Origin of the sequence: Flavobacterium psychraerolatum, assembly GCF_025960985.1 — a bacterium.
Classification (GTDB): domain Bacteria; phylum Bacteroidota; class Bacteroidia; order Flavobacteriales; family Flavobacteriaceae; genus Flavobacterium.
In genome coordinates this window covers 47,521-71,157 of sequence record NZ_JAOQMX010000020.1, presented here as the reverse complement: position 1 = coordinate 71,157, position 23,637 = coordinate 47,521, and the positions used below count along the sequence as shown (strand labels likewise).

General features: G+C 37.1%; 6 protein-coding genes and 1 other RNA gene. 3 read left to right on the top strand and 4 right to left on the bottom strand.

Annotated features, from left to right (window positions below):
- Both M2326_RS09290 and xylE read left to right on the top strand, forming a co-directional pair.
- Positions 1–642, top strand: a 642-nt coding sequence (locus tag M2326_RS09290) for an apurinic/apyrimidinic endonuclease family protein (protein WP_463671344.1), incomplete at its 5' end; no start/stop codon positions are given.
- A 132-nt stretch (positions 643–774) separates the two neighbouring features.
- Positions 775–2,199, top strand: coding sequence for a D-xylose transporter XylE (gene xylE, locus M2326_RS09285; RefSeq protein ID WP_264619282.1), 1,425 nt, complete (start codon positions 775–777; stop codon positions 2,197–2,199).
- Positions 2,200–2,370: 171 nt separating this feature from the next.
- On the opposite strand, the gene ssrA is transcribed toward xylE, so the two are convergent.
- Positions 2,371–2,767: a transfer-messenger RNA gene (gene ssrA, locus M2326_RS09280) on the bottom strand.
- A gap of 85 nt (positions 2,768–2,852) precedes the next feature.
- The gene (locus M2326_RS09275) at positions 2,853–4,112 is read right to left on the bottom strand and encodes a serine hydrolase domain-containing protein (protein WP_319800834.1); all 1,260 of its coding nucleotides are present in this window, start codon (positions 4,110–4,112) and stop codon (positions 2,853–2,855) included.
- Positions 4,113–4,297: 185 nt separating this feature from the next.
- Between M2326_RS09275 and M2326_RS09270 the strand changes: the two genes are divergently transcribed.
- Positions 4,298–5,494 carry an NAD(P)-dependent oxidoreductase gene (locus tag M2326_RS09270; RefSeq protein WP_264619281.1) on the top strand — a complete coding sequence of 399 codons (1,197 nt, stop codon included), beginning with the start codon at positions 4,298–4,300 and terminating at the stop codon, positions 5,492–5,494.
- Positions 5,495–5,550: 56 nt separating this feature from the next.
- Here the strand turns inward: M2326_RS09270 and M2326_RS09265 are convergent, their stop codons facing one another.
- Positions 5,551–6,324 (bottom strand): tetratricopeptide repeat protein, encoded by a 774-nt coding sequence (locus M2326_RS09265; protein ID WP_264619280.1) that lies wholly within the window; start codon positions 6,322–6,324, stop codon positions 5,551–5,553.
- A 364-nt stretch (positions 6,325–6,688) separates the two neighbouring features.
- Positions 6,689–23,386, bottom strand: coding sequence for an HYR-like domain-containing protein (locus tag M2326_RS09260; RefSeq protein WP_264619279.1), 16,698 nt, complete (start codon positions 23,384–23,386; stop codon positions 6,689–6,691).
- Between the last annotated feature and the right edge of the window lie 251 nt (positions 23,387–23,637).

Below are 23,637 nucleotides of genomic sequence, written 5' to 3'. Positions count from 1 at the left end.
GGTTTTAAAGGAAATTTCTTGATTGAACCAAAACCTATGGAACCAATGAAGCACCAATACGATTTTGATAGCGCTACAGCAATCGGATTTTTACGCGCTCAAGGTTTAGATAAAGATTTTAAAATCAACATCGAAGTAAACCACGCAACATTGGCGCAACATACTTTTCAACACGAAATTGATGTTGCAGCGCAAGCTGGAATGTTAGGAAGTGTTGATGCTAACCGTGGTGATTACCAAAACGGTTGGGATACAGATCAGTTCCCAAACAACATTCAAGAAACTACAGAGGCAATGCTTGTTTTCTTGAAAGCAGGTGGATTACAAGGTGGTGGAGTTAATTTTGATGCAAAAATCAGAAGAAACTCAACTGATATGGATGATGCTTTCCATGCACATATTGGTGGAGCAGATACGTTTGCAAGAGCATTATTGACTGCTGACAAAATTATCACATCATCAGCTTATGACAAATTAAGAGCAGATCGTTACAGTTCATTCGATACTGGAAACGGAAAAGCATTTGAAGAAGGAAAATTATCAATGCAAGATTTATACAAAATTGCGCATGAGAACGGTGAGCTTAACTTACAAAGTGGTAAACAAGAATTATTCGAAAATATAATTAACCAATATATTTAATCCAATACCTATTTTTTTTTTTATTGAGGAGTTGTAAATTACTGCTCCTCTTTATTGTATAATGATAGTGCTAAAATAGGGTGTTTGAATGGTACTATAAGTAATAATTAACCAATTAATAGTAATTAAATTATGTCAATAACAAATAACTCAGCCTATTTATGGAGGCTTACCTTAGTAGCAACTCTAGGAGGATTGCTTTTCGGTTATGATACCGCAGTAATTTCTGGAACGGTGAGTTCCTTAGAGAAATTTTTTGTGTTTCCTTTTGGACTTTCAGAAGCTTCTTCCAATGCTCGATTGGGGTTTTTAGTGTCTAGTGCTTTGATAGGGTGTATAATCGGAGGCGTTTTCGGAGGATTGATAAGTAAAAAATACGGCCGTAAAAACGGATTGATCTTAGCTGCAATTTTATTTCTTATTTCAGCTTTGGGTTCTTCAATGCCAGAAATGTTTGTAAAGCCAATAGGTGAAGGAGACCATTCTTTTTACAATTTATTTATAATCTATAGAATTATTGGAGGTATTGGTGTTGGGTTAGCATCCATGTTATCTCCACTTTATATTGCCGAAATTGCACCAGCGAGTAGTAGGGGTAAGTTAGTCTCTATGAATCAGTTTGCTATTGTTTTTGGAATGTTGGTAGTTTATTTTGTGAATTATTTTATAGCACGGCAAGGTGATGCCAACTGGTTAAATACAATTGGGTGGCGTTGGATGTTTGCTTCAGAGGTAATTCCGGCTTTATTATTTTTACTTTTTTTATTTTCAGTGCCAGATACGCCTAGGTCATTAGTATTGCAATCTAAACCTGAAAAAGCGTTAGAAGTTCTAATAAAAGTGAACGGACCAGAAGAAGCTCAAATTATTCTAAGAGACATAAAAAATACGGTCACAACGCATTCTGGAAAGCTGTTTTCGTATGGAATATCGGTAATCATTATAGGGGTTTTAATTTCTGTTTTTCAACAATTTGTAGGGATTAATGTAGTTCTGTACTATGCACCAGAAATTTTTAAAAGTATGGGTTCAGGAACGGATACTGCTTTATTACAAACTATAATTGTGGGAGCAATAAATTTAATATTTACCATTTTGGCGATTCAAACAGTAGATAGAATTGGTCGTAAACCTTTAATGATTGGTGGAGCATTAAGTATGTCAATTGCCATGTTTGCTTTGGGGACTTCCTTTTTTACACATTCACTAGGCCTATTTTCATTAGTATGCATGTTGGTATATGTTGCTGGATTTGCAATGAGTTGGGGACCTGTAGCATGGGTATTATTGGCGGAGATTTTTCCAAATAATATAAGAGGAAAAGCCTTAGCAGTAGCAGTAGCAGTACAATGGGTTGCCAATTACTTAGTATCTTGGACATTTCCAATTATGGATAAAGATAGTTATTTGATTCAGCTATTTAATCATGGTTTTGCTTACTGGGTTTATGGATTAATGGGACTTTTGGCAGCATTGTTTGTTTGGAAATACATTCCAGAGACAAAAGGAAAAACCTTGGAAGAAATGAATCAACTCTGGGATATAGAAAAAAAATAAAATCTTAACAATACTTAGATATAATGATATTATTGTAATGCTTACTAATTCACTTGTAGAAAATAAATGAATGCTTTTTTTGTTCAGTACAGCTATCAGAAAATATAGATTAGCATAAAGACTTTAAATTATAAATAAAAAACCCTGTAAACTAGCTGTTTACAGGGTTTTTTGTGGAGTCGCCGAGAATCGAACTCGGGTCCAAACAAGCAATTAAAAGGCTTTCTACGGGCTTATTTCCTGATTGGATTTTCGATAACAAGCTAGGCCAGAAACAGCCACTTATTACTTATCTTCTTAATTTTGAAATCCACCCGAAGCTCATGGAAATCTAGGTTTATTTTTACGGTTCTCCTGAATAGAACGCCACAAACCAAGGCTTTCAAGGAGAATCCAGCTTTCCTATCTGATAGGAACTTGGCGTAATCGTACTATAATTCGGATTATGCAGCTAAAGCGTAGTTATTTTCGCCGTTTAAAATGGTGAGATCTTATATTAACGAGCAAGGTCTCAATGCTCGGCCTGCTTACTTTTCAATTCGACTTGCTGTCAAAACCAGTCGACCCCAGTATGATGCAAAAAATTGCGTGTGCAAATATATTCTTTTTGTTTGAAATACAATTTAGTTCTTCTCTTTTTTATAAAACAAAAATCATTCCTCAACTAGAGTTTTGTCTACTTCAAATGGATAATCACCAAATAATGGTGCTAAGTTCTTTATTCTGTAAGTAGTTTTTGTGAATTTATTTGATAGAGCAATGATAGTTACTTTTTCAATCGGTAACGTAATGTACATCGAAGTATTTCCGTGCCACCAGCCTGTATGAAAATAAAAATTCTGACCTGTTGGCCAGTTGATCATACGCATACCTAAACCATAATTCCGTTGTCCTATATGCTCATTACTATAACCCACAAAAGCCTTTTTGAGCAATTCAGGTTTGAAAAATTCAGGATCATTACGGCCCATGTCAAATTTTAATAAATCTCTAGGTGTAGAGTAGATGTTTTTGTCTCCATAAATGGCATCTAAATAATCCCAATAATACAATGACCAATCTCCTCGGTACGATGGATTTGCGGTTTGGCGGTCTTTCTCATAATCAAACACGTAGGTATCATTCATTCCTAATGGTTTAAAAATGATAGATTTCATTGCCTCACGGTAATTCTGCCCTGTAGCTTTTTCGATGATAAGTGCCAAAATAGCAAAGTTGGTATTACAATAACTAAAGCGAGTGTCAGTTTTAAATTCTAAAGTAATCTTTTTCGAGATCAATAAATCCACAATATCTTGATTGGTCAAAATTTTGTGACGATCCCAGATTATTTTTTTATCTGTAAAATAAGAGTAATTTCTAATACCAGAACGATGGTTTAATAGTGTTTGTACAGTAACATCAGGATATGGAAAACCTTTTATAAGCGTAGCTACTTTTTGATTTAGAGTGAAATTTTTTTGATCAATAAGTTTTAAAATGGCGGTAGCTGTCATGACTTTTGAAACCGAAGCAACATGCAGCGCAGTAGTACTGCTCATGGCTGTATTGTTCTTTTTGTTGGCTAGACCTTCGTATTTTTCATAAATTATCTGACCATTTTTGGCTACCAAAAAGCCACCATTCATGCTATTGTTTGGCCAGTTTTTGTTGTAAAAATGAGCAATAGATGCTTTTTTACTATTTATAAATTCGTCCGTAAGTTTTGTACCTTGCTTTAAAGCAAATTCCTTTTTCGAAATCGTATCAGTTAAACCAATATCGGCATCATTCTTTCCTTTACAAGATGTAAAAAGCAATAAGAATAATAGTAATTGTGGTATATTTGTGTTTTTTATAAGAATCATCATAATGGTGCTAGTAAAACAAATATAAAGAATCAATATCTTTTGTTGCAATAATTTGGGTTTCATTTAAGATTTTTTTTCAAAGAAAAAATTTAATTATACCTATTGATTTGAGATTCAATACTTCATCAATTATTTTGTTTTCTGATATTGGAGAGAATGATGATGAATTGTTTTTATAAAAATAAACCGATGAGCATTTTACTGTTTTTTATACTGTGCATAGATAAAATTATTCAATACTATTAAATATGAAATTTGGAATTTTAAAAGAAAGAAAGAATCCACCTGACCGAAGAGTTGTTTTTTCGCCAGATGCTATTGTCAAAATTAAGCTAGAGTATCCTGATTTTTCAGTGATTGTAGAAAGTTCTGAAGATAGAATATTTAAAGACCAAGAATATCAGTTTGCAGGAATAGAGGTAAGTAATGACATGAGTGATTGCGATGTTCTAATTGGAATTAAGGAAATGCCAGTTGAAAATTTAATAGCTAATAAATCCTATATCTTTTTTTCACATACCATAAAACAGCAACCACACAATCGTGGTTTAATACAGGCTATTCTCCAAAATAATATCGATTTGTTTGATCACGAAACCTTTGTTGATAAGAACAATCGTAGGTTAATTGGTTTTGGTCGTTATGCGGGTTATGTTGGTGTGTACAATGGTATTCGTGCTTTTGGTCTTAAATTTGGATTATTTAAACTACCGCTCGCAGGCACCTTAAACGGAAAAGAGGAGTTAATTCGTCATTTGAAACGATTGGTTTTACCGCCATTAAAATTGGTAATCACAGGAAAAGGAAAAGTAGGGAAGGGCGCCAAAGAAATGTTGGATGCTATTAAAATAAAAGAGGTTTCAGGTGAAAATTTTTTAACCAAAAAATATTCACAGTCAGTGTACACACAATTGGGTGTTGCTGATTATTATAAAAGAAAAGACAATCAGCCTTTTTACTTTGATGATTTTAAAGCAAATTCACAAGAGTACGAATCTAGTTTTGAAGTTTATTCCAATGTTTCAGAAATTTTAATTGCAGGCCATTTTCATGCACCTGGATCACCAAAAATTGTTACACGTAAAATGTTGCAATCAAAAGATTGTAGAATTAAAGTAATTGCAGACATCGCTTGTGATATAGAGGGTGCTATTGCGAGTACATTAAGATCTACTACTATTGAGGAGCCTCTTTATGGATATTTACCTTCAGAACATAAAGAAGTAGATGTATTTCATCCCGCTGCAATTGTAGTTATGGCAGTTGGTAATTTGCCTAGTGAAATTCCAAGAGACGCAAGTATAGGTTTTGGCCAAATGTTTTCGGAATATATTCTTCCAGCTTTTTTTAATGAAGATAAAGACGGAATTTTACAAAGATCACAAATCACATCCAAAGGCAAATTGACCCCTCGCTTTAATTATTTACAGGATTATATCCAGTAATTAATCAAAAAAACCAGGTTCTTTAAAGTAAGATCCTGGTTTTTTTTAAATTCTATTTATTTATCCAATTGCTTGAATTTAATCATCATTTCATTCCCCTTAGTTGTATTACCAGATTTTAATAAAGCATCTGCATACCTGTAATAATATACGGAATCTAAATTACGGTTAATCGAAAATAACTTTTCATACCATTTTGCCGCTTTAGCCATTTGCTTTCCAAAATAAAAATAATCGCTTAATTTGGTATATAATACAATTGATCGGTACCCTTTTTCTGCAATCCTCTCATATGTATCATATATTTGAACATAAGCAAATTGTGGTTTGACTCTATTTGGGTCAAGTTTAGCCTCTTCATAGACTATTTGTTTTTTAAACTTCTCTAGTTCATCAGCTAACATTTTTTCATCTAGTTGAGTGTCTTCGATTACTTCATTTTTTGGTTTTACTGAGGTGTTATTAATAATAGGTTCGGCTGCTTTAGGTTTTTCAACATTAGAGGCTACAACACGTTTTTTAATGCTATCAGTTGTTATTGTTATTGGAGCAACAGTGTAAGTTTTTTGTGTGTTAGTATAGTTTTGATATACTGGAGTGATAATTCTTTGATTATCGGGTCCTAAGTTGACAGTACTTATAAGGGTAGAATCTGAAACGGTATAAGTTGTTTTGGTACCTCCAAAAGTTAAATTTACATATTCTACCACTTTATAGAAAAGCACTTTGTTGGTCTCTGAAGTTTCTGACACTTTTTTTACTTGGCAAACCCCCTCTTTAAAATGGAATAAAGTTAATAGTAATATTGCTAATGTTATTTTTTTTTTCATAATGCATAAATATATATTCTCCTTTTTCTTAGAAATTACTAAGTATATATACTTGTTAACTATTTTTAGAAGAATTATGTATGATATTATTTTTCAAGAAACTCTTTTTTATTTCTTTTTTTGTTAAATAATTGAAAAATTAATTTTGTTTTTAGGTAGTATTAATCGGTAAAGATATATAAAAAAAGCCTTTAAAACTATTGCTTTAAAGGCTTTGAAAAAATCTTACTATTAAAATAAAAACTATCTCCTTGTACCTTTTTTTTGTATGCTTAGTGTTAAACTAATTGATAATATTGAAAAGTAAATCTTCTTTAGTCTTGAATTGACTTTTGTTTTATAGGATTTTTTTCTTTTGTTAATTTTAATATTGTAGGTATAAATAACCTGCTTTTTGTTTGTTTATCCCATTTGATCTGTATTTTATAATATAGAAATATGTAGCAGAGGGTAATTTATTGCTTTTACTAACTGTTACACGACCTTCAGAGTATCCTCTAAAAAAGTTGCCATGTGATCCATAACCAACAGTTTCATAAACTAATACTCCCCAACGGTTGTAAATTTGGACTGTGTTTTCTGGGAATTCGTAGATACGTCCTAGTACCAAAACATCATTGTCCCCATCACCATTTGGCGATACTGCACTAAAGACTTCTATTTCGTCCGCAGGAAGCGTAAGGTTATAATTTCCAACTTCTAAGTAATCTGGAATACCATTGGCATTTCCATCTACAGCATCATTCGGATTTCCATCACCATTAGGATCAGCTCCCTCACTTTTTGTTGATATTCCGTCACCATCATCATCGGTATCCAAGTAATCAGGGATTCCGTCCTTGTCAGTATCATCAGGACCATTGCCATCACCGTTTGGATCCAATTCATATTTGGTGTACACACCATCATTGTCATCATCGATATCACGGTAATCAGGCTCGTCAGTTCCATCGGTATTGTGCGTATCTCTACTACCATTTTTGAATTCGTCATTGACTACAAATCCGTCCATTGTATTGGCACCTTCAAAACTGTCATCAAGACCATCATGATCAGCATCATTTCCAGAAATAAACAAGTCAGGAATACCGTCTTTGTTTTTATCGAATGCTTCAATGATGTCTGCAACTCCATCGTTATCTGAGTCGGTATCCAAATAATCAGGATTATCCGTTCCGTCTGTATTGGTAGGGGTAAGTCCTAATACAGTTCCGTTTTCATAAGCATCATCAAGACCGTTTTTGTTTAGATCAATTTTGCTAGGTGCTTTGTATCCAGTAGTGGTTTGCGCTTCTAGGTTATCCGGAATTCCGTCATTGTCTGCATCAATGTCCAAATGGTTTGATATCCCATCACCATCGCTATCCATTGTTCCTTCAACAGTATCTAAAATACCATCGTTGTCATCATCGATATCGATAATGTCAGCAACTCCATCACTATCAGTATCTAGGTAACTAGTAGTTGGATCTTCAAAATCGCCATCTTTATCAATATCAACATTGGTTGTATTGGTTGGGTCATCAGAATCTTCTTCGATTGTTGTGGTCGAATTCGGAATCAAGGCATGGACTACTGCTGTATTATCGATGTAGCCAAATAAGATATCATCGGCTGTCGTTAAGTGCGTAGCGGTAACGGTAAACGATTTACCTGGGGCCAATACATTAACTGATGATTGGCTTGTAAAGGTTCCGTTATTATCTCTCACATTTACATTCAGTAAATTGATGTTCCCACGATTAGTAACAACAATAGTGTACAGAATAGGATCACCTACCTTTGTAAACGTGCGGTTGTTGGTTACTTTGGTTACCTCCAAAATTGCCAATTGCGGTGTAACGGTTACCGTTGCATCATCAGGCTCACCATCACCATTAGTATCTTTGTTGGTATCATTGTTTGGATCATCAGAATCATCGGTTACATTTCCACCTTTAGGATCTTTTGCCGTAGCAACTGCTGTATTTGTAACAGCACCTTTGTCCAAATCAACTTGGGTAATGGTATGTTTTGCCGTCAAAGTTACTTTTTGGCCTGGTAATAATGTAGCAAAATTGGCTGGAGTTACACTTCCTGCATCAGCATTGGCATCAGTTACCGCAACATTCGTTAAGGTTACATTTCCAGTATTTGTCAATACTAAATTATACAAAATCACCTCACCAATTGTATCCCAAAGTCCATCAGGTGCTAGGGTAGAAGCCTTGGTTAATTGCAATTGTGGTTTTTGTGCCATTGCAGAAATCGTTGCATCATCAGGATCACCGTCAGCATTAGTATCAATATTTGCTGGGTTAGTAGGGTCATCTGATAGATCAGAAACTACATTTCCTAAAGCATCATTACTACGTACTGCAGCCGTATTGCTTACAAAACCAGCATTCAAATCTGCTTGAGTTACGGTATGTATAGCGGTTATAGTTACCGATTTACCTGGACTTAGTACCGATATTGCACTTGGTACTACCGTTCCTAGATCGGCATTTGTATCTGTAATTTTAATATTTGATAAGGTCGTGCTTCCAGAATTGGTCACTACAATAGAATAAGTGATTTTCTCACCAATAGTATCATAGGCACCATCTGCAGCTGCCAAGGCAGTTTTAAGGATGCTAATTTTTCCTTGCACAGGGAAAGAAGTTATAGTTGCATCATCTGGATTACCATCATTGTTGAGGTCTGCATTTGCTGTATTGTTTGGATCATCTGAGAAATCCTTAACTACGATTCCATTTGGATCTTGACCAGAAGCTACAGCCGTATTGCTTACTTTTCCTGTATCTAAATCTTCTTGAGTGATATTATAAACAGCTTTGAAAGTTGTTGCGTCAAGTTGCCCAGGTAACAAACTAATGGTTGCTCCCGATACAGTAACAATTGGATCTGTTACTTTGACATTCGTCAAACTTAGATTTCCAATATTAGATACAGCAAAAGCGTAGGTAATTGTTTCTCCCACATTTGTAAATCCATTATTATTGGTATCGTTGAATGTTGCAGTCTTTGTAATATTCAGAGCTGCTTTACCAGTTAATGCAGTTACTGTAGGATCGTCAGGATCACCATCACCATTTAAATCTTCATCGTTTGGATTGTCTGGATCATCAGAGAAGTCACTTACATCAGTCACTTTCGAACCATCTTTGTCTTGACCTACAGCCAAAGCAGAGTTGGTAATACCTCCAGAATCAATATCACTTTGTTTGATTGTGTATAGCGCAGAGAAGTGCGTGTCATTGCCTTCTGTAGGTTGTAAATCAAGCGGTGCACCAGTTATGGCTACCAATGGATCTGTAATTTGAATACCAAAGATGGTAACGTTTCCGTTATTTCTGATATCAAAATTGTACCTGATTGTTTCATTGGCTTGAGGTAGACCGTCACCATTTTCATCATTAAAAGTAGCAGTTTTGAACAATGATAATTGTGGCTCTCTTGCAAGAGATGTATTGGTATCATCATTTTTCGCAGCAGTTGTAGGATCATCAGAACGATCACTCACTATACCTCCAAAAGGATCTTGACCTGATGCGGTAGCAGTGTTAATGACAAATCCAGTATTGACATCATCTTGTGTTAAAGTATAGATTGCCACAAAATTGGTGGTGTTTTTCGCTTTTGGCGCCAATGTAATAGGGTTACCTGTAACGGCAACTAAAGCATCTGCAATTGTAATGTTAGAAATGGTTACGTTACCTGTGTTACTGATTTCAAAATGGTATCTAATTGTTTCACCTACTTGAGCTAAACCATCTTGATTAGCATCAATAAAACTTCCTATTTTAGTAACAGTCAGTTGAGGTTTCGAAACTAAGGCTGTGATGGTAGCATCGTCTGGTTCTCCATCGCCATTTGCATCTACATTTGATGAATTGTTAGGGTCATCAGAAGTATCAGTCACTGTGTTTCCATTAGTATCTTTACTATTTACAACAGCCGAATTGCTTACAAAACCTGCATCGATGTTTGCTTGCGTTATTTTGTAAGTAGCATAAAAGGTATGATTATCAATTTCTGTTGGAGCCAAAGTTATAGGGCCACCAAGTACAGTCACTAGTGGATCGATTACCTTAATATCACTCAAGGTCACTTTTCCAGTATTCTGAACTTTGAAATTATACGTAATTGATTCATTCAACTGAGGGAATCCATCTCCATTTTCGTCATTAAATACAAATGTTTTCTCTAATGAAATAGCTGGTTTTTGTGTAATCGAAGTTACAGTAGCGTCATCAGGATCTCCATCACCATTTGTATCTGCATTGGTTGCATTGTTTGGATCATCTGATGTATCAGTTGCTGTATTTCCTGCGGTATCGGTAGCCGTAACCGAAGCACTGTTAGTTACAGAACCTAAATCAATTTCGCTTTGTGTGATCGAATGCGCAGCCGAAACAGTAGCCGATTTTCCTGGTGCAAGCGTAGCAATAATTGCTGGCAGAATACTTCCTGTATCCGCATTTGCATCTGTTATTGCTAGGTTCGAAAGTGTCAAGTTTCCGGTATTGGTAATAGTCAATAAGTAATTGATTTTTTCACCAACCGAATCATAACTTCCATCTGTCGGAGCCAAAGTTACTTTTGTTAAACTTACTTTTCCTTTTCCAGGAATTGTAGTAATGGTAGCATCATCAGGTTCTCCATTTCCGTTGTTGTCTGTATTCGTTGGATTGTTCGGATCGTCAGAAGTGTCAGATACGGTAACGCCTTTTGGTGTTTGTCCTGAGGCTACGGCAACATTGGTCACTTTTGCAGCATCGATATCCGCTTGAGTTAATGTATAAGTAGCTTTAAAAGTAGTACCATTTTTTTGATTTGGATCTAATGATATAGGGCCACCAGTAACCGTCACCAATGGATCGCTAATTTTAATTCCGCTCACACTTACATTTCCAATGTTTGAAACTTCAAAGGTATAGTCGATAGTTTCGCCAACTTGAGCCAAACCATCATTGTTTGCATCTTTAAATACTCCCGTTTTAGTTACACTCAATTTTGCGTTTGGTGCTAATTTGGTTAGAGTAGGGTCGTCAGGGTGACCATCATTATCACTATCACCATTAGTAGCATTGTTTGGATCGTCAGACAAGGTTGCAACAGTTTTTCCATCAGGATCTTTTCCTGTGGCCTTGGCAGTATTGGTAACTTGTCCCGCATTGATATCAGTTAATTTTAAAGTATAGTTCGCTTTAAAAGTAGTAGCATCTGATTTGTTTGGAGCCAACGTGATAGGTCCAGCCGTAACTGTTGTCAAAGGATCGGAGATTGTTATTCCGGTTAGGGTAACATTTCCATTATTTTTAACCGTAAAACTATAAGATACTGTTTCACCAGTTTCTGGGAATCCGTTTCCGTTTTCATCATTAAATACCGCAGTTTTTAACAACGTTAATAAGGGGTTTTGAGTCAGTTTGGTTACAGTTGCATCATTTTGAGCAGCAGTAGTAGGATCATCTGATACATCAGAAATGGTTGCTCCATTAGGTGCTTTACCAGCTGCTGTAGCAGAATTAGTTACGGTTCCAGTATTGATTTCTGCTTGTGTCAACGTATGTACTGTAGTGAACGTTGTAATGTCTTTTGCACCTGGAAGCAGAGTTATTGGTCCACCAGTAACTGGTGAGAACGGATCGTTTACTGTGATACCTGTTATCGTTACATTTCCAGTATTTTTAATTTCGAAACTATACGAAACAGTTTCACCTACCTGAGCAAGTCCGTCTCCATTGGCGTCGATAAAGACACCTGTTTTTTCAACGGTTAATTCCGGTTTCGCAACAATTGCAAAAATAGTACTATCATCAGGATTGCCATTTCCGTTGGTGTCAGTATTTGCTGCATTTTTAGGATCATCAGAAATGTCAGTAACTATTTTTCCTTTCGGATCTGTACCAGTTACAGTAGCCGAGTTAGTTAAACTTCCAGAATCAATTGTTCCCTGAGTAATCACATAGGTACCTGCAAAGGTAGTAGCATCTACAGCAGTAGGAGCTAAGCTGATCGGGCCACCATTAACCGTCATTAGCGGATCATTGATACTTATGTTTGTAAGTGTTACATTTCCGGTATTAGTAACTTTAAAATTATAGGTAATAGTTTCTTTGTTTTGAACTAAACCATCACCGTTTTCATCATTGAATGTGAAGGTTTTTTCTAATGCTAAAACTGGTTTCTGAACTAGGCTTGTGATTGTGTTATCATTTGGCGTCGTCGTTGAAGGATCATCAGACAGATCAGAGACTCTCGTTCCACAAGGATCAAAAGCACTTCCTATAGCACTATTTACTACTTGACCAGCGTTTAGATCTGATTGTGTGATAGTATGAGAAGCAGTAAACATTACTTTTTGAAAAGCAGCTACCGTTGCAAATGAACTCGGGCTAATACTGCTTGCATCTGCATTAAGATCTTCAAGTGTTAAGTTGCTTACAGTTAATTCATTTTTATTTTCAACTGTAATTTGATATTTCACTATTTCACCTACGCTATCATATTGTCCATCAGTAGCAGGAAGTGTTATTTTGGTCACAACCAAAGTAGCTTCAGGTCGAACAGTTACCGTGTAAGTAAATGGTTTCCCTGTACAATTTCCAGAAGATTCAGGAGTTATTGTGTAAACCACAGTTTGAACAACGCCCGAAGTATTGACTAATTTATCTTTTATAGTGTTCGAAATTGAACTAGTGGTTGTCTCTCCAGATACGTTTGGATTATTGGCAGCAGCCCAAGTAAAAGTAGTATTGGCTAAATCAACATCTGCACTTAAATTATGGTTAAGAGCAATGTTGCTACAAGTTACATCTGTTGGGTTTTTACTAGCAAACGGTTGAGGTTTAACAGTAACCAACAGTTCAAATGTAGGTCCTTGACATCCTTTGTTATTGAAAGGTGTAACGGTATACTTCACAGTTTGTGTTACACCACTGATATTTAAAATAGCGTCAGTAATAGTTGTTCCATTGCCATTTTTTTCACCCGTCACAGCAGGATTGTCTGTGGCAACCCAAGTAAAGGTAGGGTTAACTAATGGTGTTGTAGTTTTAAGATCGTAATTCAAAGCAACATCACTACAGCTAATTTTTGTTTTATTCGAAATAATTAATGTCGATGTTACGTCGATCGTGTATGTATAGGTATAAACAGAACTATTTCCACCGCAATCGGTATAAGTGAAATAGTAGATCTTTTGACCATCACACACAGGACTTACATTCTCCGTGATAACAGGAACAATGTTTTTACCACAGTTATCAATTACTGTTGGAGCAGTCGGTTGTACAGCTTTCGAAATGTCATTCACAAGAGCGCTGCCGTTCGATGACACTATTGGTTTAATCGTCATATCGATAGTGTAAGTATAAGTGTAAACCGAAACATTCGAAGCACAATCCGTATACGTATAGGTGTACACTTTTGTTCCCTCACAAACAGGATCAGCCGAAGCATTGATCACTGGTGTAATGTTGTTTCCACATTTATCAGTCACAACTGGCGCAACTGGTTGAACAGCATCAGCCAAACATTCTACGGTTGAACTTGCGTTAACAGGAACAGTTGGTTTAGAAGTCAAGTCAAGTGTATATGTATAGGTATAAACCGAAACATTCGAAGCACAATCAGTGTATGTATAGGTATACACTTTAGTTCCTTCACAAACAGGATCAGCCGAAGCAGTGATAACTGGCGTAATATTATTTCCACATTTATCAGTCACAACTGGCGCAACTGGTTGAACAGCGTTAGCAAGACATTCTACAGTTGAACTTGCGTTAGCAGGAACAGTTGGTTTAGTAGTCAAGTCAAGTGTATACGTAAAGGTGTAAACAGATACATTCGAAGCACAATCAGTATAGGTGTACGTGTAAACTTTCGTTCCCTCACAAACAGGATCAGCCGAAGCAGTGATCACTGGCGTAAGTGCATTTCCACATTTATCAGTAACTGGTGGAGCAGCTGGTTGAACAGCATCAGCCAAACATTCTACAGTCGAACTTGCATTAACAGGAACAACTGGTTTAGAGGTCAAGTCAAGTGTATACGTATAAGTGTAAACAGATACATTCGAAGCACAATCAGTATAGGTATACGTGTAAACTTTTGTTCCCTCACAAACAGGATCAGCCGAAGCAGTGATCACTGGTGTAATATTATTTCCACATTTATCAGTTACCACTGGTGCAGCTGGTTGAACAGCATCAGCCAAACATTCTACAGTCGAACTTGCATTAACAGGAACAGTTGGTTTAGAAGTCAAGTCAAGTGTATACGTATAAGTGTAAACAGATACATTCGAAGCACAATCAGTATAAGTATAGGTGTAAACTTTCGTTCCTTCACAAACAGGATCAGCCGAAGCAGTGATTACTGGCGTAATATTATTTCCACATTTATCAGTCACCACTGGTGCAACTGGTTGAACTGCATCAGCAAGACATTCTACAGTCGAACTTGCATTAACTGGAACAGTTGGTTTAGAAGTCAAGTCAAGTGTATACGTATAGGTGTAAACAGATACATTCGAAGCACAATCAGTATAGGTGTACGTGTAAACTTTCGTTCCTTCACAAACAGGATCAGCCGAAGCAGTGATCACTGGCGTAAGTGCATTTCCACATTTATCAGTCACCGCTGGTGCAACAGGTTGAACTGCATCAGCAAGACATTCTACGGTTGAACTTGCGTTAACAGGAACAGTTGGTTTAGAAGTCAAGTCAAGTGTATATGTATAGGTATAAACCGAAACATTCGAAGCACAATCAGTGTATGTATAGGTGTACACTTTCGTTCCTTCACAAACAGGATCAGCCGCAGCGGTGATTACTGGCGTAATATTATTTCCACATTTATCAGTCACCACTGGCGCAACTGGTTGAACTGCATCAGCAAGACATTCTACTGTCGAACCAGCATTAGCTGGAACAACTGGTTTAGTAGTCAAGTCAAGTGTATACGTATAAGTGTAAACTGAAACATTCGAAGCACAATCAGTGTATGTATAGGTGTACACTTTCGTTCCTTCACAAACAGGATCAGCCGCAGCGGTGATTACTGGCGTAATATTATTTCCACATTTATCAGTCACCACTGGCGCAGTTGGTTGAACAGCATCAGCCAAACATTCCACAGTCGAACTTGCGTTAGCAGGAACAATTGGTTTAGTAATCAAGTCAAGTGTATAAGTATAAGTGTAAACCGAAAGATTAGAAGCACAGTCAGTATAAGTGTAGGTGTACATTTTCGTTCCTTCACAAACAGGGTCAGCCGAAGCAGTGATCACTGGTGTAAGTGCATTTCCACATTTATCCGTCACCACTGGCGCAGTTGGTTGAACAGCATCAGCCAAACATTCCACAGTCGAACTTGCATTAGCAGGAACAGTTGGTTTAGAAGTCAAGTCAAGCGTGTAGGTATAGGTATAAACCGAAACATTAGAAGCACAGTCAGTATAAGTGTAGGTATACACTTTAGTTCCTTCACAAACAGGATCAGCCGAAGCAGTGATCACTGGCGTAATGGTATTTCCACATTTATCAGTAACAACTGGCGCAACAGGTTGAACTGCATCAGCCAAACATTCCACAGTCGAACTTGCGTTAGCAGGAACAACAGGTTTAGAAGTCAAGTCAAGTGTATAAGTATAGGTGTAAACCGATACATTCGAAGCACAATCCGTATAGGTATAGGTGTACACTTTAGTTCCTTCACAAACAGGATTAGCCGAAGCAGTGATTACTGGTGTTATGTTGTTTCCACATTTATCAGTAACTGGTGGAGCAGCTGGTTGAACAGCATCAGCAAGACATTCCACAGTCGAATTTGCGTTAGCAGGAACAGTTGGTTTAGAAGTCAAGTCGATTGTGTAGGTGTATTTCCAATTCGAAACCAAACCAGAGCAATCAGTATAGGTATAATTATAGGTTCTTGATCCTTCACAAGTAAGTGTTGTTGGCGAATCTACCGTAGAAGCTAAAACTGCAGTAACATCAGTTCCACAAATATCTTTGATTCCAGTTGGAGGAGTTGGAGTAGTAGCGTTTGCAATACATTCTACCGTACTTGCACCATTGGCAGGAATAGTTGCAGGTGCTGTTGTATGATCAATTGTGTAGGTATATTTCCAATTCGAAACTAAACCAGAGCAATCAGTATAGGTATAATTATAGGTTCTTGAACCTTCACATGATAATGTTGCAGGCGAATCTACCGTCGAAGCTAAAACTGCAGTAACATCAGTTCCACACACATCTTTGATTCCAGTTGGAGGCGTTGGAGTAGTAGCGTTTGCAATACATTCTACCGTACTAGCGCCATCTGCAGGAATAGTTGCAGGAGCAATGGTATGATCAATTGTGTAGGTATATTTCCAATTCGAAACCAAACCAGAACAATCCGTATAGGTATAATTGTAGGTTCTTGAACCTTCACAAGATAAAGTTGCAGGCGAATCTACCGTAGAAGCTAAAACTGCAGTAACATCAGTTCCACAAACATCTTTGATTCCGGTTGGAGGAGTTGGAGTAGTAGCGTTTGCAATACATTCTACCGTACTTGCACCATCTGCAGGAATAGTAGCAGGAGCAATGGTATGATCAATTGTGTAGGTATATTTCCAATTCGAAACCAAACCAGAACAATCCGTATAGGTATAATTATAGGTTCTTGATCCTTCACAAGATACAGTTGCAGGCGAATCTACTGTAGAAGCTAAAACTGCTGTAACATCAGTTCCACACACATCTTTGATTCCAGTTGGAGGAGTTGGAGTAGTAGCGTTTGCAATACATTCTACCGTACTAGCGCCATCTGCAGGAATAGTTGCAGGAGCAATGGTATGATCAATTGTGTAAGTATATTTCCAATTCGAAACCAAACCAGAACAATCCGTATAGGTATAATTGTATGTTCTAGATCCTTCACAAGATACAGTTGCAGGCGAATCTACTGTAGAAGCTAAAACTGCAGTAATATCAGTTCCACACACATCTTTGATTCCAGTTGGAGGCGTTGGAGTAGTAGCGTTAGCAATACATTCTACCGTACTTGCGCCATCTGCAGGAATAGTTGCAGGAGCAATGGTATGATCAATTGTGTAGGTATATTTCCAATTCGAAACCAAACCAGAACAATCCGTATAGGTATAATTATAGGTTCTTGATCCTTCACAAGATACAGTTGCAGGCGAATCTACCGTAGAAGCTAAAACTGCAGTAACATCAGTTCCGCACACATCTTTGATTCCAGTTGGAGGAGTTGGAGTAGTAGCGTTTGCAATACATTCTACCGTACTCGCACCATCTGTTGGAATAGTTGCAGGTGCAATAGTATGATCAATTGTGTAGGTATATTTCCAAGTCGAAACCAAACCAGAACAATCCGTATAGGTATAATTGTAGGTTATTGAACCTTCACAAGATAAAGTTGCAGGCGAATCTACCGTAGAAGCTAAAACTGCAGTAACATCAGTTCCACAAACATCTTTGATTCCGGTTGGAGGAGTTGGAGTAGTAGCGTTTGCAATACATTCTACCGTACTTGCACCATCTGCAGGAATAGTAGCAGGAGCAATGGTATGATCAATTGTGTAGGTATATTTCCAATTCGAAACCAAACCAGAACAATCCGTATAGGTATAATTATAGGTTCTTGATCCTTCACAAGATAAAGTTGCAGGCGAATCTACCGTAGAATCTAAAAACGCTATAACATCAGTTCCACACACATCTTTGATTCCAGTTGGAGGCGTTGGAGTAGTAGCGTTTGCAATACATTCCACCGTACTAGCGCCATCTGCAGGAATAGTTGCAGGAGCAATTGTATGATCAATTGTGTAGGTATATTTCCAATTCGAAACCAAACCAGAACAATCCGTATAGGTATAATTATAGGTTCTTGATCCTTCACAAGATAAAGTTGTAGGCGAATCTACCGTAGAAGCTAAAACTGCAGTAACATCAGTTCCGCACACATCTTTGATTCCGGTTGGAGGAGTTGGAGTAGTAGCGTTTGCAATACATTCTACCGTACTTGCGCCATCTGCAGGAATAGTTGCAGGTGCAATAGTATGATCAATTGTGTAGGTATATTTCCAATTCGAAACTAAACCAGAACAATCAGTATAAGTATAATTGTATGTTCTAGAACCTTCACAAGATAAAGTTGCAGGCGAATCTACCGTAGAAGCTAAAACTGCAGTAACATCAGTTCCGCACACATCTTTGATTCCGGTTGGAGGAGTTGGAGTAGTAGCGTTTGCAATACATTCTACCGTACTTGCGCCATCTGCAGTAATAGTTGCAGGAGCAATGGTATGATCAATTGTGTAGGTGTATTTCCAATTCGAAACCAAACCAGAACAATCCGTATAGGTGTAATTATAGGTTCTTGTTCCTTCACAAGATAAAGTTGCAGGCGAATCTACCGTAGAAGCTAAAACTGCAGTAACATCAGTTTCACAAACATCTTTGATTCCAGTTGGAGGAGTTGGAGTTGTAGCGTTTGCAATACATTCTACCGTACTAGCGCCATCTGCAGGAATAGTTGCAGGAGCAATGGTATGATCAATTGTGTAGGTATATTTCCAATTCGAAACCAAACCAGAACAATCCGTATAGGTATAATTATAGGTTCTTGATCCTTCACAAGTTAAAGTTGCAGGCGAATCTACCGTAGAAGCTAAAACTGCAGTAACATCAGTTCCACAAACATCTTTGATTCCAGTTGGAGGAGTTGGAGTAGTAGCGTTTGCAATACATTCTACCGTACTCGCGCCATCTGCAGGAATACTTGCAGGTGCTATTGTATGATCAATTGTGTAGGTGTATTTCCAATTCGAAACCAAACCAGAACAATCCGTATAGGTGTAATTATAGGTTCTTGTTCCTTCACAAGATAAAGTTGCAGGCGAATCTACCGTAGAAGCTAAAACTGCAGTAACATCAGTTCCACAAACATCTTTGATTCCAGTTGGAGGCGTTGGAGTAGTAGCGTTTGCAATACATTCCACCGTACTTGCGCCATCTGCAGGAATAGTAGCAGGTGCTGTTGTGCGGTCAATTATGTACGTATATGTATATGTTGAAACATTATTTCCACAATCCGTATATTCAAATTTGTATGTTTTACTTCCTTCACACGTTTGGTCTCCTGTCACACTAGATGTTATTACAGGTGTAACTGAAGCTCCTTGATAATCCAAAACTATAGGAGCATCAGGTTCAACTATCTCCGAAGCACATTGTACGGTGATTTTATCATTTTCTGGCACTTCTAATTCAGGATGAATAGTTACTAAAAATTTATAAGTATCTATCGTTATTCCAGCTGCATTTTTAACAGTAATATTATATTGAACGATTTGATCAAATGTAGATTGATTAGTAGGTGCATCATTAATTACGGAAGTAGTTTTTGCTGTAGTTGATATTCCTGTAATTTCGTCATTTGCAACAGCAACCCAAGAAAATGAAGCTCCTGAAAATGGACCATCAGTAGTCAAATCATGATTGAGTACAGCATTACTACAGATGGTTTCTATAGGATGAACTGTAACTGTTTTTGCAGCGGTAGGATTAGTAAGAGCCACGCTAGTATTTCTAGGTGTTCCAGTCGCAGTTACGGTATTAGTAATATCTTGTTGGTTGTTGATATCATTTTGATTGACCAAATAAGTAGCCGTCCACATAGCTGTTTGACCAGGTGCCAAAATTTCGATTTTGTTGTTTGAAGTATCATTGTCGGTTCCTGTTGTACTTTGAATAGCAGGCAATGATAAAGTGCCATTAGCAACATGTATGTCACTTATAGAAACATTGTCAATAGTGATATTACCATTATTTGTGACAACGTAGGTATACGTTAGATTCTGTCCCGCTGCAACGTTCAATTCATCGTTTACTGCTTTAGTAATTATTAAAGACGGTTTAGCAGTCATCAAAGTAATAGTAGGATCGTCAATTGCATTGTTTGGATTATCAGGGTCGTCAGATAAATCTGTAACACTTCCTAAGCCGGGGTCTTGAGCTCCAGCTGTAGCTGTATTTTGTACTTTTCCATTATCTAAATCAATTTGCTTGATAACATGAGTTGCTATAAATGTAGCTGTTTCTCCTGGGTCGATTTCATCTACAAATTTGTCACTAGTGTCACCATCTACGCCTGTAGTAGATTCTAGTATAATCCCTGTCGCATTCGAATCAATAATATTCAGATTCTTTAATGTGACCGTTCCTGTATTTTTTACAAAGATAGTGTAAGTAATAATTTCACCCACAGTATCAAAACTACCATCTGCAGGGGCTGCATCTCTTTTAGTAACTTCAAGCCTACCAATTTCAGGGACAGAAACTACTGTAGCATCATTTTGTGCAGCGGTCGTTGGATCGTCAGATTGGTCTGTAATTGTAGCTCCGCCTACTGGTTCAGTACCAGTAACAGTGGCTATGTTCGAAACTTTACCAACATTAAAATCTGCTTGCACAATGGTGTGTTTTGCTGAGAAAACTGCAGATTCTCCAGCCGGTAAGTTTGCTAAAACAGCAGGAAGGATAGTTCCAGTATCTGCATTTGGATCGGTTACAGTGATATTATTTAGACTTACATTTCCCGTATTGATAACTCTTATTTCGTAATTAATTTTTTCACCTAAGTTGTCGTAAAGGCCATCAGCTGCAGGTTGTGCGATCTTCTCTAAAACTAATTTTCCTTTCTGGATAATTGGAGTAACCGTAGGATCATTAGTGGTGCTAGTTGCATTGGTAGGATCATCGGATACATCTGAAATCACATAACCGTTTGATAATGTAGCTTTGGCTGTAGCCTGATTTACTACTTGTCCAGCTTCAATATCTGCCTGAGTTATTGTATGGGTTGCAGTAAATGTTGTTGAAGCACCTATTGCCAAAGTCGCTACAGATGATGGTGATATACTTCCTGTATCTGCCTTTGGATCTGTAAGTGTAATATTGGTCAAGTTAGTATCACCCGTATTTTTGACAACAATGGTATAATTGATAATTTCACCCACAGTATCATAACTTCCATCAGCTGCTGCCAGAGAAGTCTTAGTTACATCAATTTCGCTATTAGTGATATTGATAGGTTCTGTATCATCGTCTACTTGTACATCTGCCTCAGGTATATCTTCGGTATTAGAAACGGTATTGATAACCGTTGAACTAGCAGTGACCTCATTAACTTTTGCAGTAATAAAAATAGTAAATACTTCACCGCTGGTCATTGTTCCAATATTCCAATTAGGTGCAGTCCAAGTTCCGTGCACAGCTGTCGCAGAAACAAATGAAAGTTCTGCCGGTAGCAAATCGTTTATAACTAGATTGGTTACAGGATTTACACCTAAGCTTTTTACACTCACTTTAAAAATTACGGTGTCACCTTCGAGGACATTACTTTTATCAACTGTTTTAGTCAAAATAATTTCAGGGTCGCAATTATAAGCTGATAATATAGAGGAATCATAAGTACACCCTCCTTTGGTTACTCTTACAAAAAAATCACCTGGAGTTGAAGGGGTATATATGTTAGAAGTAGCACCTGGAATTATAGTATTGTCTTTAAACCATTGGTAGGCATCAAAACTTCCCGATAGCTCTTTTAGATCTGAACCTGGTAAACAGCCACCACCTGTGATTTCTAAATCAACAACAGGTACAGTATCAAAACCAGAAAAATATCCTGCAATACCTGCATTATTATTTACTCCTATAAAACCAACGGCAATAGGACCTGTTGATTGAACGGACACATTCCCTGTTAAGTTGGAGACAAAAAAGGACTTCCAAGGTAATCCCGCAGCATTTGTAGGTGCTGGTAACGCAACGACTCCTGAACCATCAGTAACAGTGATATTACTATTTGGAGTAGAAGTAGAGGCAAGAATTGTAATTCCCCCCGTAAAATTTAAATTTGCTACATCTCTAATATCGGGTATGTTGCTCAAATTATCAGGAAGCAAACAGTTAACAGGAGCAATAAAATTAAGTCCAATAGTTTGTATACCACTAGAACCAGCTAAACATTGATAAGCATATGCTTCCTTTGAAGTAATCACAGTCATATTGGCACCAATATTGCCTGAGGAATAATTGCTTCCTGGAATTTCAAAATATTCCCCATTATTTATTGTTGCAATAGGAGTGGAAGATCCGTTAACAAAAATATCGGTTCCGTTTTGAGTTCCTATGATGATAGGAAATTCAGTTTCATCAGTTCCGTTTCCACGTACGAATACATAATCACGACCTACGATATTCTGAGGAACTGGTTGATCAATAGCAGCATCTCGCGAGCCTGAGCCTGCCCTGATTCCTACATTTAATCCCCCATTACTAATAGCAATATTTTGTGTGGCGCTAATCGAAGCTCCTAACCAACCATCTCTATTGGCTTCTGCTTCGTTTGGTGATGCCTCTAAGACAAAAGACTCTCCTGCATCCAAATTAATAGTTAATATATCATCTGTGATTGCACCTCTAGTATTTCCTTTTCTAAAGACACAATTTGGATCATAACCTTTAATGGTGACCACGGTACCATTAGTAGTAGCCATAATTCCTAAAGTATTGGTCAAAGAAGCATTATTGGCCCTATTCGGAATTCCTCCCCATTTAAATTCTTTACCAAGTGCTTGCCTTCCTTTTGAAGTTAACGAAGTGGCTTGAGCTCCTGATCTACCACGATAATTCACATAGAATTTTTTTCCACTAGCGGCAACAAATCGCAGTCCACTATTGGTTAATCTCTCTCCTGTATTTACATTTGTTACCAGTGTAATATTATTATCACCATCTGCTAAATCATATTTTACGGGACTGCCATTAGAAACGGTTAAAGTAGCCACAGCAGTTGTTCCTGTACCTTGAAAAACTTGCACCGTAAAAGGAGTTGCCTCGGGGGTTGATAAATAAAACGCTTGTTGGACAACCGCTTGTCTATTAGAGCTTTGTTTCAATGGTGGCAAATAATGCAAATCACTTAATTGTGAATAAGTAGCATGTGAGGTCAAGATCGAAATGAAAAAAATATATAAGTATTTTTTAATCATGGTAGTAGGTATAAAGGATGCAATTTTTTGTACGTTTTCTATAATAATGTAAAACAGAACCAAATTCTTTTCTAAAAAGTGTTAAATGTTTTACAATTTTACACGTAAAGTTAATAATTTACTCCCTTCAAACCTTGTAACCGAAGCACTATTTCTTAAAATAATCTTAATTTAACACCTTTTTCTTGTGTAAAAATGGTTATAGCTGAAAAATTATACGATTGAGGTACTTTTTTTCCACTTTTTAGCGT

Excerpts from the sequence above, each read along its gene's own strand:
- M2326_RS09275 (WP_319800834.1), bottom strand. The coding sequence starts at position 4,112 with ATGAAACCCAAATTATTGCAACAAAAGATATTGATTCTTTATATTTGT.
- xylE (WP_264619282.1), top strand. The coding sequence starts at position 775 with ATGTCAATAACAAATAACTCAGCCTATTTATGGAGGCTTACCTTAGTA.
- M2326_RS09270 (WP_264619281.1), top strand. The coding sequence starts at position 4,298 with ATGAAATTTGGAATTTTAAAAGAAAGAAAGAATCCACCTGACCGAAGA.
- M2326_RS09260 (WP_264619279.1), bottom strand. The coding sequence starts at position 23,386 with ATGATTAAAAAATACTTATATATTTTTTTCATTTCGATCTTGACCTCA.
- M2326_RS09265 (WP_264619280.1), bottom strand. The coding sequence starts at position 6,324 with ATGAAAAAAAAAATAACATTAGCAATATTACTATTAACTTTATTCCAT.